The sequence below is a fragment of the Micromonospora sp. TSRI0369 genome (assembly GCF_001905625.1).
Taxonomy (GTDB): domain Bacteria; phylum Actinomycetota; class Actinomycetes; order Mycobacteriales; family Micromonosporaceae; genus Micromonospora; species Micromonospora echinospora_A.
Genome location: NZ_LIVU01000013.1, coordinates 117415 through 133184, shown reverse-complemented (window position 1 = coordinate 133184; position 15770 = coordinate 117415). Strand labels below are relative to the sequence as shown.

Annotated in this window: 16 protein-coding genes; 4 read left to right on the top strand and 12 right to left on the bottom strand. The window is 71.4% G+C overall.

Features of this window, described 5'->3' with window-relative positions; genetic code table 11:
• Nucleotides 1-161: 161 nt before the first annotated feature.
• Entirely contained in the window at nucleotides 162-542 is a 381-nt protein-coding gene (locus AMK25_RS29020) for an Rv2175c family DNA-binding protein (RefSeq protein WP_073831538.1), read from the bottom strand.
• Nucleotides 543-684: 142 nt separating this feature from the next.
• On the opposite strand from AMK25_RS29020, the gene pknB reads away from it, so the two are divergent.
• On the top strand, nucleotides 685-2670 hold the full coding sequence (pknB, locus tag AMK25_RS29015) for a Stk1 family PASTA domain-containing Ser/Thr kinase (RefSeq protein ID WP_073831537.1): 1986 nt from the start codon (nucleotides 685-687) through the stop codon (nucleotides 2668-2670).
• Nucleotides 2667-3536 (top strand): deoxyribonuclease IV, encoded by an 870-nt coding sequence (locus tag AMK25_RS29010; protein ID WP_198937699.1) that lies wholly within the window; start codon nucleotides 2667-2669, stop codon nucleotides 3534-3536. The genes pknB and AMK25_RS29010 overlap by 4 nt, the downstream gene beginning before the upstream one ends.
• A gap of 43 nt (nucleotides 3537-3579) precedes the next feature.
• Here the strand turns inward: AMK25_RS29010 and AMK25_RS29005 are convergent, their stop codons facing one another.
• The 4 genes from AMK25_RS29005 to AMK25_RS28990 form a co-directional block, all read right to left on the bottom strand.
• Complete coding sequence (locus AMK25_RS29005; RefSeq protein ID WP_073831554.1) at nucleotides 3580-4599, bottom strand: threonine aldolase family protein; 1020 nt, start codon at nucleotides 4597-4599, stop codon at nucleotides 3580-3582.
• A gap of 1 nt (nucleotide 4600) precedes the next feature.
• On the bottom strand, nucleotides 4601-6007 hold the full coding sequence (locus tag AMK25_RS29000) for a class II 3-deoxy-7-phosphoheptulonate synthase (protein ID WP_073831536.1): 1407 nt from the start codon (nucleotides 6005-6007) through the stop codon (nucleotides 4601-4603).
• A gap of 57 nt (nucleotides 6008-6064) precedes the next feature.
• Entirely contained in the window at nucleotides 6065-6577 is a 513-nt protein-coding gene (locus tag AMK25_RS28995) for a hypothetical protein (RefSeq protein WP_073831535.1), read from the bottom strand.
• Nucleotides 6578-6750: 173 nt separating this feature from the next.
• Nucleotides 6751-8385, bottom strand: a complete 1635-nt coding sequence (locus tag AMK25_RS28990; protein WP_073831534.1) for a glycosyl hydrolase family 18 protein — start codon at nucleotides 8383-8385, stop codon at nucleotides 6751-6753.
• Between the two features lie 143 nt (nucleotides 8386-8528).
• Between AMK25_RS28990 and AMK25_RS28985 the strand changes: the two genes are divergently transcribed.
• Nucleotides 8529-9017: a glutathione peroxidase gene (locus tag AMK25_RS28985; RefSeq protein ID WP_073831533.1), complete on the top strand. Its 489-nt coding sequence runs from the start codon at nucleotides 8529-8531 to the stop codon at nucleotides 9015-9017.
• Between the two features lie 518 nt (nucleotides 9018-9535).
• The gene (locus tag AMK25_RS28980; RefSeq protein ID WP_073831532.1) at nucleotides 9536-9895 is read left to right on the top strand and encodes a hypothetical protein; all 360 of its coding nucleotides are present in this window, start codon (nucleotides 9536-9538) and stop codon (nucleotides 9893-9895) included.
• A gap of 64 nt (nucleotides 9896-9959) precedes the next feature.
• Here AMK25_RS28980 and AMK25_RS28975 read toward each other — a convergent pair whose 3' ends face one another.
• The 7 genes from AMK25_RS28975 to yut form a co-directional block, all read right to left on the bottom strand.
• Complete coding sequence (locus tag AMK25_RS28975) at nucleotides 9960-10763, bottom strand: SGNH/GDSL hydrolase family protein (protein ID WP_043329427.1); 804 nt, start codon at nucleotides 10761-10763, stop codon at nucleotides 9960-9962.
• A gap of 106 nt (nucleotides 10764-10869) precedes the next feature.
• Nucleotides 10870-11052: a hypothetical protein gene (locus tag AMK25_RS28970; protein WP_241826538.1), complete on the bottom strand. Its 183-nt coding sequence runs from the start codon at nucleotides 11050-11052 to the stop codon at nucleotides 10870-10872.
• Between the two features lie 48 nt (nucleotides 11053-11100).
• Complete coding sequence (locus AMK25_RS28965) at nucleotides 11101-11451, bottom strand: DUF2203 domain-containing protein (RefSeq protein WP_073831531.1); 351 nt, start codon at nucleotides 11449-11451, stop codon at nucleotides 11101-11103.
• A 53-nt stretch (nucleotides 11452-11504) separates the two neighbouring features.
• Entirely contained in the window at nucleotides 11505-12404 is a 900-nt protein-coding gene (locus AMK25_RS28960) for a nucleotidyl transferase AbiEii/AbiGii toxin family protein (RefSeq protein ID WP_073831530.1), read from the bottom strand.
• Nucleotides 12401-13000: a type IV toxin-antitoxin system AbiEi family antitoxin domain-containing protein gene (locus tag AMK25_RS28955; protein WP_241826537.1), complete on the bottom strand. Its 600-nt coding sequence runs from the start codon at nucleotides 12998-13000 to the stop codon at nucleotides 12401-12403. The genes AMK25_RS28960 and AMK25_RS28955 overlap by 4 nt, the downstream gene beginning before the upstream one ends.
• 67 nt (nucleotides 13001-13067) lie before the next feature.
• Nucleotides 13068-14708 carry an ammonium transporter gene (locus AMK25_RS28950; RefSeq protein WP_073831529.1) on the bottom strand — a complete coding sequence of 547 codons (1641 nt, stop codon included), beginning with the start codon at nucleotides 14706-14708 and terminating at the stop codon, nucleotides 13068-13070.
• Nucleotides 14686-15756 carry an urea transporter gene (gene yut, locus AMK25_RS28945; RefSeq protein ID WP_073831528.1) on the bottom strand — a complete coding sequence of 357 codons (1071 nt, stop codon included), beginning with the start codon at nucleotides 15754-15756 and terminating at the stop codon, nucleotides 14686-14688. Before yut ends, AMK25_RS28950 begins: the two co-directional genes overlap by 23 nt.
• Nucleotides 15757-15770 lie beyond the last annotated feature (14 nt).

Genomic DNA, 15770 nt, shown 5'->3' with positions numbered 1-15770 from the left:
GCCGATGCCCGAACGTCAACACACCCGGCCTCGCCACCCGCACCCCCAGCCCAACCAAGATCAGTTGCACTGAAGCCTAGAAACCGCCAGATCGACTTCGCCGCCAACTTCATGATCAACGAGGACGGGAGGGCCGGGGGCCGGGTGGGTGCGGGGTGGGGCTAGAAGGCCACGGCCTGGGCTCGGCGTTTGACCTCGCGGGCCAGGTCGCCGCCGAGCGCGACAGCCGGGGTGCCGGGAAGCGACGGGTCCTCCCGGTAGAGCCAGCGCAGCGCCTCCTCGTCGTCGTACCCGGCGTCGTCGAGCAGGTTGAGCACGCCGGGCAGGTGCTTGAGCACGGTGCGGTTGGCCACCAGGTCGGCCGGGACGCGGCGGACGCCGTCACGGCGCACCGCGAGCAGTTCGCGGTCGCGGATCATCTGGTGCACCTTGCTGATCGACAGGTCCAGGCGCTCGGCCACGTCGGGCAGCGTCAGCCAGCCGGCCGGGTCGGCCGGTCCGGCCAGGTCGGCGCCGGTCTCGGCGGGTACGGAATCGGTCACCTGACCACCCTGCCACGTGCCCGCCGGATCCGGTGCACGGCACCCCCGGACCGGCCCGCGAGCGCGCCGGGCCACCGGTGTCCCAACCCGGCGGTAGCATCCTGTTCTACGTTCACCCTTCCGACACATAGACTGCCTGCCGATGGACACACAGGTCGCCGACACGTTGCTGGGCTCGCTGATCGAGGGGCGCTACCGCATTCGCGGGCGCGTCGCCCGTGGTGGCATGGCGACCGTGTACACCGCCACCGACGAGCGCCTGGAGCGCACGGTGGCGGTCAAGATCATTCACCCGACCCAAGCGCCACAGGCCCGGGCCCGGATGGCCGGCTTCGTCGAGCGGTTCACCGACGAGGCGAAGACGATCGCCCGGCTCACCCACCCGAACGTGGTGGCGGTCTACGACCAGGGCATCCACGCCGGCCTGCCGTACCTGGTGATGGAGTACGTGCGCGGCCGCACGCTGCGTGACGTGCTCGCCGAGCGCCGCCGGCTGAATCCGGACGAGGCGCTCGCGATCACCGAGCAGGTGCTCGCCGCGCTCGCCGCCGCGCACCGGGCCGGTCTGGTGCACCGGGACGTCAAGCCGGAGAACGTGCTGGTCGCCGAGGTGCCCGCCGGCGGCAGCCGCGACCTGGTCGACAGCGTGGTCAAGGTGGCCGACTTCGGGCTGGCCCGGGCCGTCGAGGCGAGCGCGGAGGACGAGAACGGCAACCAGCTCATGGCGACGGTGGCGTACGTGGCGCCGGAACTGGTCACCCAGGGCCACGCCGACCCGCGCACCGACGTCTACTCGGCCGGCATCGTGCTGTTCGAGATGCTCACCGGCCGGGTGCCCTACGACGGCGACCGCCCGGTGGAGGTCGCCTGGCAGCACGTCGACCGGGACGTGCCTCCCCCGTCGACGCTGGTTCCGGCGCTGCCGCCGGCTGTCGACGCGCTCGTCGCCCGGGCCACCCGGCGGGACCCGGCCGCCCGTCCGGCCGACGCCGCGGCGCTGCTGACCGAGGTGCAGGCGGCCCGCGAGGAGCTGGGCAACCCGCACGCGCACACCGCTGTGCTGCGCCAGCTCAGCGACGACACGGCGGTGCTGAGCCAGCCGACGCAGGTGGTGGCCGCGCTCCAGCCGATCGAGCGCCCGGCGTGGGCCCGGCTGCCCGAGGGCGCCGCCACGCAGCGCCCGCATCGCCGCCGCGCCGCCGACCCGGAGGGGGTGGGCGCCCGCTTCGCCGCCCTGCGTACCCGGATCATGGGCTCGCCGCGCGGCCGGCTGGCCGTCGCCGCGGCGGTCGTGGTGCTCGGCCTGGTCGCCGCCGTCGGCGGCTGGTGGTTCGGCGTGGGCCGCTACACGGTCGCGCCGCAGATGGTGAGCCTCACCAAGGCCGAGGCCGAGGCGCAGGCCCAGCGCGGTGGTTTCACGCTGCGCTACGCCGACCCCCGGTACGACGAGAACGTCCCGAAGGACACCGTGCTCGGCCAGGCGCCGGGCTCGGCCGCCCGGATCGTCAAGGGCGGCACGATCACGCTGACCCTGTCGCTCGGCCCGGAGCGCCTGCCGGTGCCGGACGTGGTGGGTAAGGACTTCGCGCTGGCCCAGGTCGAGCTGGAGGGTCTCAATCTGGTCGCGGCCAAGGGCAGTTCCCGCTACGACGACGCGCTGCCGGCGGGTGTCGTGCTGGCGACCGACCCGAAGGTGGGGACGGTGGTCAAGCCCGGGGCCAAGGTGACGCTGATCCTCAGCAAGGGCCGCGCCCCGGTGACCGTGCCCGACCTGGTCGGCAAGAGCCTCACCGAAGCGCGCACCATCCTCGCGCGGCTCGGGCTCAAGCCGGTGGAGAACGTCAAGGACTCCGACAAGCCGAAGGACGAGATCCTCGGCCAGAGTCCGGCGGACGGCACCGGTGTGGAGAAGGGCGCCCAGGTCAAGCTGGAGATCAGCAAGGGCCCGCCGCAGGTGGCCGTCCCCCGGGTGATCGACATGCCCTGCCAGCAGGCCAAGCAGACGCTGGAGAGCCAGGGCTTCCCGGTCAACGTGCAGCTCAACCCGAACGGCATCGTCCGGATCCAGAACCCGGCCGAGAACACGCCGGTGCCGCCGGGCACGACGGTCACTGTGACGTGCCTGTGAGCGCGGCGAACGGGTGCCGGCCGGTGGGGTCGCACACCCCCACCTCCGGTGGCCTGGCGCGGGCGGCCCTGCCGTACGCGGAGGCGGCCGAGTCCGAGGTGGTGCAGGTCTACGTCTCGAACTCGCGTGGCTGGGCGCTGCCGGCCGGTGACCCGGCGCAGGACGCGCTGTTCCGCGACGGCTGCGGCGAGCGTGGCCTGCCCGTGTTCATCCACGCGTCGCTGCTGGTCAACCTCGGCTCCCCCACCCCGGCGACGGTGACCCGGTCGGCGGAGACGCTCGCGCACGCGCTGAAGCGGGGCCGGGCGATCGGCGCCGAGGGCGTGGTGTTCCACGCCGGCAGCTCGGTGGACGCCGGGCACGCCGAGGCGGCCCTGCGGCAGGTCCGGGAGTCGCTGCTCCCGCTGCTCGACGAGGCCGCGGCCACCGGCGGTCCGATGCTGCTGGTCGAGCCGAGCGCCGGGGGCGGCCGGTCACTGGCGTCCCGGGTCGAGCACCTCGGCCCCTACCTGGACGCGGTCGACCGGCACCCGATGCTGGGGGTCTGCTTCGACACCTGTCACGCGTGGGCGGCCGGGCACGACCTGGCCGCCGAGGGCGGCATGACCGCCACGCTCGACACGCTGGTCGCCACCGTGGGCGCCGACCGGCTGCGGCTGGTGCACGCGAACGACTCGAAGGACCTGTGCGGCTCCACCCGGGACCGGCACGAGAACATCGGCAAGGGCACCATCGGCGAGCCGGCGTTCGCCGAGCTGATGCGCCATCCGGCGACGGCCGGCGTGCCGGTGCTGGTGGAGACCCCCACGGAGAAGCACGTCGGCCACGCCGCCGACATCGCCACCCTCAAACGCCTCCGCCCCTGACGGGTCCCACCGTCACCCTCACCGTCGGCAAGGGCGGGGCCGGTCAGGCGCGCAGGGTGGTGTTCAGGATGGTGGCGGCGCTGTCGATCTGCTCGTCGGTGACGTCCAGGTGGGTCACCAGCCGGGCGGTACGCGGGCCGAGCACCGAGATCAGCAGGCCGGCTGCCCGCGCGGCGGCTGCCAGCGCGTGCGCGTCCAGCGGGTGCTTGGTCAGGTCCAGCGGCACGATGTTCGTGCGCACCGCCGCCGCGAGCACCCCGTGCGGGGCGACCGCCTCGGCCAGCCGGGCCGCCTTGGCGTGGTCCTCGGCGAGCCGCTCGACGTGGTGCGCCAGCGCGTACCGGCCGGCGGCGGCGAGGATGCCCACCTGCCGCATGCCACCGCCCATCCGCTTGCGCAGGACCCGCGCGCGGGCGATCTTCTCCGCGCTGCCCAGCACCAGCGAGCCGACGGGCGCGCCGAGACCCTTGGAGAGGCAGACCGAGAGCGTGTCGAACAGCACGCCGTACTCGGCCAGCGGCACCCCGTCCGCAACGTGCGCGTGCCAGATCCGGGCGCCGTCGCAGTGCAGCGCCACCCCGTGCTCGTCGGCGACCTCACGCATCCGGCGCAGCGTCGGCAGCGGGATCACCCCGCCGCCGCCCCGGTTGTGGGTCTGCTCCACGGCGATCGCGCGCGTGGGCACCGCGAAGTAGCCGTCCGGCCGGATCATCGCGGCGACCACGTCGGGGTCCAGCTCCGCGCCCACCGCCGGCCACGTCCGCGACGAGATTCCACCGTACGCGGCGGCGGCCCCCACCTCGTACGTGACCACGTGCGCGTCGGCGTCGCAGAGCAACTCGTCGCCGGGCGGCACGTGCAACTGGAGCGCGAGCTGGTTGGCCATCGACCCGCTCGGGGCGAACAGCGCCGCCTCGTGGCCGAACAGCGCGGCCACCTCCGCCTCCAGGGCGGCGACGGTGGGGTCCTCGCCGTAGACGTCGTCGCCCACCTCGGCGGCGGCCATCGCCTCCCGCATCCCCGGCGTCGGCCGGGTCACGGTGTCGGTCCGGAGATCGATCAGTTCACCCACGGAGCATCTCCGCCACCAGGAACGCCAACTCCAGCGACTGCTGGGTGTTGAGCCGCGGGTCGCAGGCGGTCTCGTACCGGTCGGGCAGGTCGAGGTCCTCGATGCCCTGGGCGCCGCCGAGGCACTCGGTGACGTCCTCGCCGGTCAGCTCGACGTGCAGGCCGCCCGGGTGGGTGTCCAGGCCGCGGTGCACCTCGAAGTAGCCGAGCACCTCGTCGACGATCCGGTCGAAGTGCCGGGTCTTGTAGCCGTTCGAGGACTCGTGCGTGTTGCCGTGCATCGGGTCGCACTGCCAGACGACCTTCGCGCCGGCGGCGGTGACCTTCGCCACGATCGGCGGCAGCGCGTCGCGTACCCGGTGGTTGCCCATCCGGCTGATCAGCGTGAGCCGGCCGGGGATGTTGTCCGGATTGAGCTTCTCGCAGAGCTCGATCGCCTCGTCCGGGGTGGTGGTGGGGCCGAGCTTGACCCCGATCGGGTTGGCGATGCGGGAGATGAAGTCGATGTGCGCGCCGTCGATCTGCCGGGTCCGCTCGCCGATCCAGAGGAAGTGCCCGGACAGGCCGTACGCCTTGTGGTTGGAGATCCGGGTCAGCGCCCGGTCGTACTCCAGCGCCAGCGCCTCGTGCGAGCAGTAGAGCGTGACGGTGCGCAGCGCCTCGTCGTCTGTCATCCCGCAGGCCCGGATGAGGGCCAGCGCCCGGTCGATCTCGCGGGCGATCGCGTCGTAGCGCTCCCCGGCCGGGGACTGCCGGACGAAGTCCTTGTTCCAGTCGTGCACGGCGTGCAGGTCGGCCAGGCCGCCGGCCAGGTACGCGCGGAGCATGTTCATCGCGGCGGCCGAGTTGGCGTACGCCCGGATCATGCGCTGCGGGTCGGCGACCCGCGCCTCCGGCGTGGCCTCCAGCGAGTTGATCATGTCGCCGCGGTAGGCGGGCAGACCTCGGGCGTCGGTCGGCAGCGACCGGGGCTTGGTGTACTGGCCGGCCACCCGGGCCACCTTGACCACCGGCAGTGACGCGCCGTAGGTGAGCACGATGGCCATCTGGAGCAGCGTGCGGGCGTTGGCGAGCAGGTGGCTCTCGGTGTTGTCGGCGAACGTCTCGGCGCAGTCACCGCCCTGGAGCAGGAACGCCTTGCCCTCGCAAACCAGGGCCAGCCGCTGCCGCAGCTGGTCGACCTCGTAGGGCGCGACCACCGAGGGAACCGTGTCCAGCACCCGGCAGACCTCGGCGACCTGGGCCTGGTCGTCCCACGGCGGGGTCTGCGCGCGCGGCAGCTCCCGCCATCGGTCGAGGCCGAGGGCTGCGTCCTCGGCGGAGTCGGCGGTCGGGCGGCTGGTCTGCAGGCCAGGGCTGCCCACGGCGGGGTGACTCAGCTGATGCCACTCATGGCGCATGGAGGAAAGCGTACGGCGACCGTCGCGATCACTCGCCGCCGAGGGGCATGGTTCCGGTCACTGGGAGGAGACGGGCGAGGGGCGCGCCGGCGGCGGCTCGGACGGGTCGGCCGTGCGGTCGCCGGGAACCTCGCCGGAGATGCACCAGTCCGCCCCGTTACGGGTCACCGTGAAAAGCAGTGCCCGGGTGGCCTTGCGCGAACCGGCGGCCACCGTGACGGAGGCGCTGACCTCCTGCCCGTTCGGGCCGGAGCGGACGTCGGTGATCGTCGCGTCGGGCACCGTGAAGTGGTCGGCGAAGTCGCCGTTCGGGCCGGTGGCGGCGGCGTCGAAGGCGGCGTGCATGGGCGCGCAGAGCTGGCTGCGGCCGGCGTCGGCGTCGCGGGCGGTGAGCGCGTCGAGGTACGCCTGCACGCGCTCCCGGCTCTTGGCCGCCGCCTCCTCGGCGGGCGCCCGGCCGCTGGGCGCGGTGGCGGCGCCCTCGTCGCCGGAGCCGCAGGCGGCCAGCGCCGGCGTGAGCGCGAAGGCGAGGGCGAGCGCGGCGAACCGGCCCCGGTGGCTGCGATCCATCGGTCCTCCCGTCGCGTGGACTCGTCGAGCGGCGAGTGTGCCACACCCGGCCCGCGCGGCCGGGTGACTCCCCATCCTGACCCGGATCGGCGCGCGCGGCCAGGGCGGCACGCGGACGGGGAGGGGCCGGTACGGCCCCTCCCCGCCGGGTGGGTGGTGCGTCGGCCCTCGGCTCAGCCGAGACCGCCCTTGATGGCGCCGATCAGCTCACCGTTGCTGGTGTCACCGGAGAGCTCCCAGAAGAACGCGCCACCGAGGCCCTGGCTGTTGGCGTAGCTCATCTTCCCGCCGATGGTCGCCGGGGTGTCGTAGCTCCACCAGTTGCTGCCGCACTTGGCGTACGCGGTGCCGCCGACCGTGCCGGTGGCCGGGCAGCTGTTCTTGAGCACCTTGTAGTCCTCGATGCCGGCCTCGTAGGTGCCCGGCGCCGCGCCGGTGGCGCTGCCGCCGGGCGCGGCCTGGGTCACGCCGGTCCAGCCACGTCCGTAGAAGCCGACGCCGAGCAGCAGCTTGCTGGACGGTACGCCCTTGGACTTCAGCTTCTGGATCGCCGCGTCCGACCAGAAGCCCTGCTGCGGGATGCCCGAGTACGAGTAGAGCGGCGAGTGCGGCGCGGTCGGCCCCTGGGCGTTGAAGGCGCCGAAGTAGTCGTACGTCATCGGCATCAGCCAGTTGAGGTTCGTCGCGGCACCCGCGTAGTCGGTGGCGTCGATCTTGCCGCCGTTGCTGCCGTCGGCGGTGATCGCCGCGGTGACCAGGAAGCTGGAGCCGAACTTGCTCCGCAGCGCCGAGACCACGTTCTTGAAGGCGTTCGGGCCGCTGCTGTCGCACTGGAGGCCGCAGGCGTTCGGGTACTCCCAGTCGACGTCGATGCCGTCGAAGACGTCCGCCCAGCGCGGGTCCTTGACCAGTGAGTAGCAGGAGTCGGCGAACGCGGCCGGGTTCTGCGCCGCCTGGGTGAAGCCGCCGGACCAGGTCCAGCCGCCGAAGGACCAGAGCACCTTCAGGTTCGGGTACATCTTCTTCAGCTTGCGCAGCTGGTTGAAGCTGCCGCGCAGCGGCTGGTCCCAGGTGTCGGCCACGCCGTCGACGCTGTCCGCCGCGGTGTACGCCTTCTCGTAGTCGGCGTAGCTGTCCCCGATGCTGCACCGGCCGCCGGTGGTGTTGCCGAAGGCGTACAGGATGTGGGTGAGCTTCGCGGCCGAGCCGCTGGTGTGGATGTTCTTGACGTGGTAGTTGCGGGCGTAGACGCCCCACTCGGCGAAGTAGCCGACGACCTTCTTGCCACCGGGCGGCGGCGTGGTGGGCGGCTGCGTGGTCGGCGGGGCGGTCGTCGGCGGCGCGGTGGTGGGCGGCGCGGTCGTGGGCGGCGCCGTGGTCGGCGCGGTGGTCGTCGGCGTGCCGCCGCCGGTGCAGGAGCCGCCGTTGATCGTGCAGCTCACCGGCGCCTTGTACCCGCCGGTGCCGTTGTAGCCCCAGCTGAAGCTGGCACCCGGGGCGAGCGTCGAGGCCCAGCTCTTGTTGACCGCCACGTAGCGGTCACCGCTGCGGGTGATGTCGGCGTCCCAGGAGCTGCTGATCGAGGTGCCGGAGGGCAGCGTGAACTCGATGCGCCAGCCGTTGACGGTGGAGCTGGTGCCGTTGGTGACTGTCACCCGGCCCTCGTGGCCGGTCCCCCAGTCCTGCACCTTGGCGAACGTGGCGGTGACGCTGCCGGCGGCCGACGCGGTGGTCATGGGCACCGCGGCGACCGTGAGCGCGACCACGGCGCCGGTGGCCCACAGGGCCCGGCGGAGCGATCTCTTCATACGGCGTCCCTCCAATAGTTAGGAAAGTTTCCAAATTGATTGCTGAGACGCTACTCACGCCGTCACCACTTCGTCAAGATGTAGATGCGTCGATTTCACGGGTGGCGCGGGACGGTCCGCGCGACGGCCCGTAGCCTCGTCACATGACCGTTTTCGACGTCCAGATCGACGCCCTCGCCGGCGGACCGGCCGATCTCGGCCGCTACCGTGACCGTGCCCTGCTCGTGGTCAATGTGGCCTCCCGCTGCGGCCTCACCCCGCAGTACGCGGGCCTACAGGAACTCGCCGACACGTACGCCGGGCGCGGGCTCACGGTGCTCGGGGTGCCGTGCAACCAGTTCGCCGGCCAGGAGCCGGGCAGCGCCGCCGAGATCGAGGAGTTCTGCCAGGTCAACTACGGCGTGACGTTCCCGCTGACGGAGAAGGTGGACGTCAACGGGCCGGACCGGCACCCGCTCTACGCGGAGCTGGTGTCCACGCCGGACGCCGAGGGGCACACCGGCGACGTGCGCTGGAACTTCGAGAAGTTCCTCGTCGCTCCGGACGGCACGGTGGCCGCGCGGTTCGCCCCGCAGGTCACGCCCGAGGACCCCGAGCTGCGCGCGGCGATCGAGAAGGTCCTGCCGGCCTGACGAATGCGCGCCGGGACGGTGCCGGGTTCCGGCGCGCATTCCGCGCGTTCACGAACAGACATCGGCAACTCCCCGCGTACCCGGGAGAAAGAATTCGCCCGCGCGAATCGAAACCGTTGTCGCAACAACACCGCCGAATCGTGACGGCGACCCGACTGTGTCCTGTTCGGTCGCAACTCCGTCCGGCCGTACGAGTGGACCGGCCCGTCGACCCGGGCGAGCGGTACCTACGGCCACTTTCCGGAGACCGGCCTGACCTCATAACGTGGCTGACCCCGGCACATCGTCATCGATTGGTGGTCACGTGACGAGCACGGTCGACGGTCCCAGGAAGGCCACAGAATCGGCAACTTTCCTCACGCATGATCCGCCACGCGAGCGACAACCGTTAATTGCGCGACGCGGCCTACCGCGGTGAACGATTCGCCGACGGATCTGTCACCGAATTGGTCGCCGACGGCCGTCGGGGGCAACGACGCCGCGCAACGACAGCGGCGGCAAGCGAGAGGAGAAGAGCAGTGACGTACGACGGTAACCACGGTGTGGTGATCCAGTGCTCGTCCAGCGGACCGGTGGCGGCCGGGCCGGAGGCCACAGGGGATCAGGTCGACCACATGGGCGAGGCGTCACTGCGGGAGATCCTGGAGCAGTTGCGGACGACCCGGCAGTGGGTCGAGGAGAACCGGTCGCAGTTGGTCGAGCCGGAGCTGGCGCTGGAGGAGGTCGACGACATCGTGGATCTGATCCAGCAGGAGCGGCCGGACCGTAAGCGGGTCATGGTCAAGATGGACCGGCTGGTCAACCGGCTCAGCGCGGTGGGCGGCATCGCCGGGAACGCCTGGGGCCTGAGCCAGCTGGTCAACCAGTTCGCGCGCTGACCGATTCGGCGACGGCCGCGCCCCGGCCTCGTGTGGGGCCGGGGCGCGGCCGGTCGGGCCGAGGTCAGCCGGCGGCGGACCGGAAGACCGGGTAGTAGCCGCCGGACTGCCCGGCCGCCGTCGGGTGGTACGACTTGCTCAGGCTCAGCACGTTGAGCGCGTGCAGCCACTTGGTCCCGCCGCTGCACAGCTGGTGGCCGACGAAGATGGAGCGGACGTCGGCGAATTTGAAGCCGGCCGAGACGGCGGCCGTACGGGTGATGTCGTCGAGCAGGTTGATGCCCTCGTTGATCTTCGCCCGGGACGTGGCGCTGAGTCCGACGCAGGTGGTGCCGAGCTGGTAGAAGACCGGGTAGCCGACCACCACCACGCGGGCCGAGGGCGAGCGGGACTTGATGCCGTTGTAGACGTTGGCGAGCCGGCCGGGCATCGAGGTGCGGGCCACGTTCATGGCGGACTGCACGGCCGCCACGCACTGGGTCTCCCCCTGGAGCACGCAGGTGCTCATGATGTTGGCGAAGCCGACGTCATTGCCGCCCACAGTCACGCTGACCAGCGTGGTGGTCGAGGAGAGCGCGGAGAGCTGGCTGTTGATGACGTCGGCGGTGGTGGCGCCGGAACAGGCGACCGAACGGTACGACGCGGGTTTGATGTTGGCGTTGTAGAGCGCCGGATAGGCGTTCGTGCTGCGTAGACAGTTACCGCTCTCGGAGGTGTAGCTGTCGGCGCCGACGCCGGAGGCGTACGAGTCGCCGAGCGCGACGTAGCGGTCGGACGGGGCCGCCTGGGCGGGGGCGGCCAGAGACAGAGTGACCCCGACCGAGGCGGCCAGGGTCAGGGCGAGGGTGGCAAGACGGGATCTCCGCACGTCGCACTCCTGGGGGCGTGAAGTGGTGGTGAGAGATAGATATCAATAAGATCACAGCGCATGGAAGATCACCGATTTGCGGTTCAGCGCGCATAGCGACTACTCGCTACAAATCGCTGCCGGTCACCCGAGGCGGGATGAAGGATTCCGCCGGGAGGGTCAGCCGCATCGCCGGGTCGGCGGTCTCCCGGAAACCCAGGGCACGGTAGAGCGGACGGCCGGCCGCCGAGGCCCGCAGATCGACCCGGCGCGCACCCCGCTCCCGGAACCAGACCAGCAGCGCGCTCACGCAGGCCCGGCTGTGGCCGCCCGGGCGAGCGTCACCCACGGGGCGGGGTCAGACCGGGCGGCGGCCGGCGAAACCGCACTCGACCCGGTGGTACCACCGGATGTCGGTGTCCCCCTCCAGCCAGCACCACAGCACCGCCCGGCCGTCGCGCTCACCGGGGAAGTCGAGCAGCACCGGGGCGATCCCCTTGACCGCGATGTCGTGCTGATGGAACTCGTCCACCACGAGATGCAGGCGAGCCTCCAGGGCCTTCACCTCGGCGAGCCCGCCGAGCGCGCTGATACCGTGGTCGGCCAGGTCGACCCGCAGCTCGGCCAGATCGGCCCGCAGCCGGATCAGCTCGTCGACGCGCGGCCGCAACGTGGCCACCAGGTGACGCGCCTGGGCGAGAGTGAACACCGCGCCAGTATGCGGCACGACCGCCCACCAGACCGACGACGTCCCGGGTTCTGTCACGGCCGGGTCCAGTCCGATGCCGATGCGACCCAGGTCCGGCCACCGGCACGCCCGGAGAAGACAGGATCGGCGAGCGCAAAGGTGCGGGCCAGCACCTCGTCGAAGCTCGGCGGGAGCCGATCATCGAGCCGGTGCTTGCGACGCCAGACCGCCCACCGCCCCTGCGCGATCGCCGCGTAGCCGTCGAGCACCTGAGTCAGGGAACCGAGCGGCACGGCTCGGTACGCGGCCACGCGCTGCACGGCTGTGACCATCTCGTCGCCGTCGACATCGTGGCCGCCGGACAACAAGTAGACGTCGGCGAAGTCTCGCCAGCGCGTGTTCGCCACGCCGCGCTGCAACGCCGTCACCAGCTTCTCCGCGTACACCATGGGCAGCGGGTAGCCGGTCACCACGATCTCGCCGTCGAGCAGGCGCGGCAGTTTGACCGGCTGCGGGTCGGGCCAGATCGGGTCGCCGACATTGACATCGATGTGCAGGGCCAGGCGGGCAGCGGCGAGACGGCCGGTAAGGTTGACCCGTACACCGCTGTAGGCGTCGTCGTCCCTGATGGTTTCCGCCGTCGCGCCGGCGGCGTCAAGCGTCAACCCGTCGTCGACGTCCAGGGCGGCGATGCGACGGACGATGTCGAGCACGTGATCGGCATCGTTGGAAATCCACCGTCCTTGAAGATCGACATCCCGGGTCGGCCTGCGGGCGGCGTACGCAGCGAGCAGGACACCACCCTTGAGAACGAGCTTGTTCGCGTACGGCGACTTGGCCAGACGGGCGAGAAAACCCTCCAGCGCGTAGACCTGGTGCAGCTCGTCCGTGGGACGGCCGGTGCGCCTCGCGAGCCGTTGAAGGTCGAGATACGCGCGGCCGGCCACGCTGGCCCGGGTCGGGCGCACTGTCACAGCAGGATCTCCAATGCCTCTCGAAGCGGTCGTTCGGCCTTGGGAAAGTGTCGCGCCATCGCAAGCAGGTTGGCCGGTGCCGCGCCGCGACCTCCCAGCCAACGCCGCAAAGCCGTGTACGCCAGATCCCTCCCTTCCCGGTGCCGGAGGCGAAACGCGTCGACGATGCTCCGCTCGGGGCCGTAGATGCCGATGGAGGTCTCGGCATCGAGCGGCAGTTGGCTGCGTCCGAGTTCGAAGGTGGACGGATCGAACACGTGCCAGGCGACCGGCGCGACGGTCGTGGGCCGATGGCGCCCGCGCGGCAGCGCGACGTCGATGCGGGAGGGGATCTCATCGGTGAGGCCGTGATGAGCCAGGGCGCTGGTCAGGCACAGAGTGGAAAGCGGAGCGCGGCTCGCGAGTTCGATGAGATCGATGTCGGCGGCCTCGGCGTCGTGGCGCCGGTAGAGCCCGCGGCCCAGGGATTCGATCAGCCCTTCGTCGCGAAGCCGGTACAGCCGCCATCGCGTCAGACCGGCACCGAGAGCCTCGGAGTAGCTGAAGGTCGCCGGCAACGATCCCGGCAACGAATCAGCCTCCGTCTCTCGCTCCACCAGAGCAATGCTACACAGGTAACGAGGTCATGTAACGAATTCCTCCGGCATCAGCGTCAGGACGTTGTCAGGATTGGACGCGTTCCGCCTCCTGCACGAACGTGTCGCTCCGCCGCGCGCCCATCCGGTCCAACTCGTCCAGCACCGCCCCCACCCCGTCCGCACCGACCAGCACCGTGACCCGCAACCGGGCGGCGAGGGGCTGGTCCTGCCAGTAGCCGCGCGGCAGCAGGCTCGCCTGCGGCGTGGTCGTCGCCACGGCGGCGTCGCTGACGATCACCGAGATCGCGCCGGCTGCAAGCAGGGCGTCGCGCAGGTCGGCGCTGTTCGCCGCCGGATCCGGTTCCAGCAGCGCGGTGACCACCCGTACCCGCTGGCCTGGTGGCACGGCCGGTTCGCCGGCCGGCGCCGCTCCGGTACGGCGGCGGGGCGCGCCCGGCGCGGTCAGGCTGGTGACCCCGCCCAGGTGGTACGCGTCGGCTCCCTGTTGTGCCTGGTCCAGGCGCTCCTGGTCGGCGAGCGGTACGCGCAGGCCGATGAGCGCCTGCACTCCGGCGGCGATCAGCCAGGTCAGGACGAAGGAGAACGCCACAACGCTCACCACGCCGACGAGTTGGCGCCACAGCAGGCCGCCTCCGCCGCCGAGGAACAGCCCGTCGGCGCCGAGCGGGTTGACCCCGCGGTTGCCGAACAGGCCGAGCAGGAGCGTGCCGAGCATGCCGCCGACGAAGTGCACGGCGAGCACGTCGAGCGCGTCGTCGAGGCGCAGCAGGTACTTCAGTTTCAGCGCGAAGTGGCAGACCAGGCCGGCCAGCGCGCCGATCGCGACGGCCGACGCCGCGTTGACGTACCCGGCGGTCGGGGTCACCGTCGCGAGGCCCGCCACCGCGCCGGAGACCGCGCCCACGACGGTGCTGTGTCCGTCGGTGACGCGTTCCAGCGCCAGCCAGACGAGCATGGCCGCGGCGGCGGCCAGGTGCGTGTTGAGGACGGCCTGGGCGGCCAGGCCGTTGGCCTGGAGGCCGTCGCCGCCGTTGAAGCCGAACCAGCCGAACCAGAGGATGCCCGCGCCGACGATGGTCAGCGGGATCGAGTTGGGTGGCGCGGCGGTGTGCGGCCAGTTCCGGCGCCGGCCGACGACGAGCAGGACGGCGAGGACGGCGGCGCCGGCGCTGGCGTGCACGACGAGCCCGCCGGCCCAGTCCTGGGTGCCGAACTTCGCCAGCCATCCGCCGGGGTGCCAGAGCCAGTGCGCGATCGGCGCGTAGACCACCACCGACCAGACCGCGAGGAACAGCACCCAGCCGCCGAAGCGCAGCCGGCCCGCTGTGGCGCCGGTGACGAGCGCCGGTGTGATCACCGCGAACATCATCTGGAACAGCACGAACGCCAGCGTCGGAATGGTGATCCGACCGTCGACCACGTGCAGGTTCGGTGCGGGCGGCACCTTCAGGTCGGTGAGCCCGAACAGTTCCAGGTTGCCGAACAGTCCGCTGCCGGCGTCGTCGCCGAAGGCGATGGTGTAGCCGACGAGTACCCAGGTCAGGCTGACCACGCCCAGCGCGATCATGTTCTGCTGCAGCATCGCCAGCACGTTGCGGGTGCGGACCATGCCGCCGTAGAACGCGGCGAGCCCCGGCGTCATGAACAGGACGAGCCCGGCGCAGACAAGCACCCAGGCGGTGTCACCCGCGTTCGGAGCGGACACGGTTTCCCTCCTTCTTCCGCAGGTGGACGGAGTCGCGGACGGTGTGCATCACGGTGTCCCTGACCCGTTCGTGGTTGGGCACCGGCGCGAAGTGCCGGTCCGGCAGCAGCAACAGCCAGGTGGCGATGTTGAACGGCCCGGTGAGCACCGGAATGCCCAGCGGCGTGAGCATGGTGGTCAGCGCCATCTGCACGAACAGCGTCAGCGCGATACCGAACAGCGTGTAGACGGTCACCAGCGCGCCGGGGCGGTGCGCGACAGCGCCCACCACGATCGCGGTCAGGACCGCGTTGAAGGCGAACAGCCCCTTGTCCAGGGACGCGCCGTCGGCGCCGAACCAGAGCGCCAGCAGCGTCGCGCCGACGGCGCCGATCACCGCGAACAGCGCCGACCACCGGGAGTTGATCAGCAGGGCGACGAGGATGAGCAGGCCGGTGACCCAGCTCTCGATCAGGTAGACCTGGGACACACCCTTGAAGAACGTCGGGATGAGGTCCCAGTCGAACGTGCCGCCGGTCGACGATCCCTCACCGGGGAACTTCGGCGTCAGCTTGGTGAGCACTGTGAACCTGTCGAACTGGTACGCCGCCATCAGCAGGAACCAGGTCGTGAGCACGAACGGGAACGTGTAGGCGGTCAGGTTCCAGCGTTTGAACACGGCGTTGAGGGCGAGCGTGACGACCACCGTGCCGATCGCGCCGAGCACGAGGTAGAGCCACATCAGCGGGCGCTGGTCGAGGAACGTGGGCACCGCGAGCCCGGTCAGCAGCGGGCTGAAGCCGAACAGGCCCTTGCGCCAGCTGGACATGTCGACCCGCAGCGCCAGCGCGGTGGCGGTGCCCACGACCAGGCCGAGCACGCCGCCGCCGAACACCCGGGGCGTCCCGTTCTCGAACGCGCCCCAGGCCAGCGCGATCAGGATGAGCAGGCCACTGAGCGGATTGTTCTGGAGCACCACCTGCGCGGCGCCGCGCAGGCAGGCGTCGACGAACCCGACCGCCGGGTTCCGGTCGGCCAGCCGGTGCCAGCCACGTCCGATGTCGGCCATCTCGCTGTCCTCCG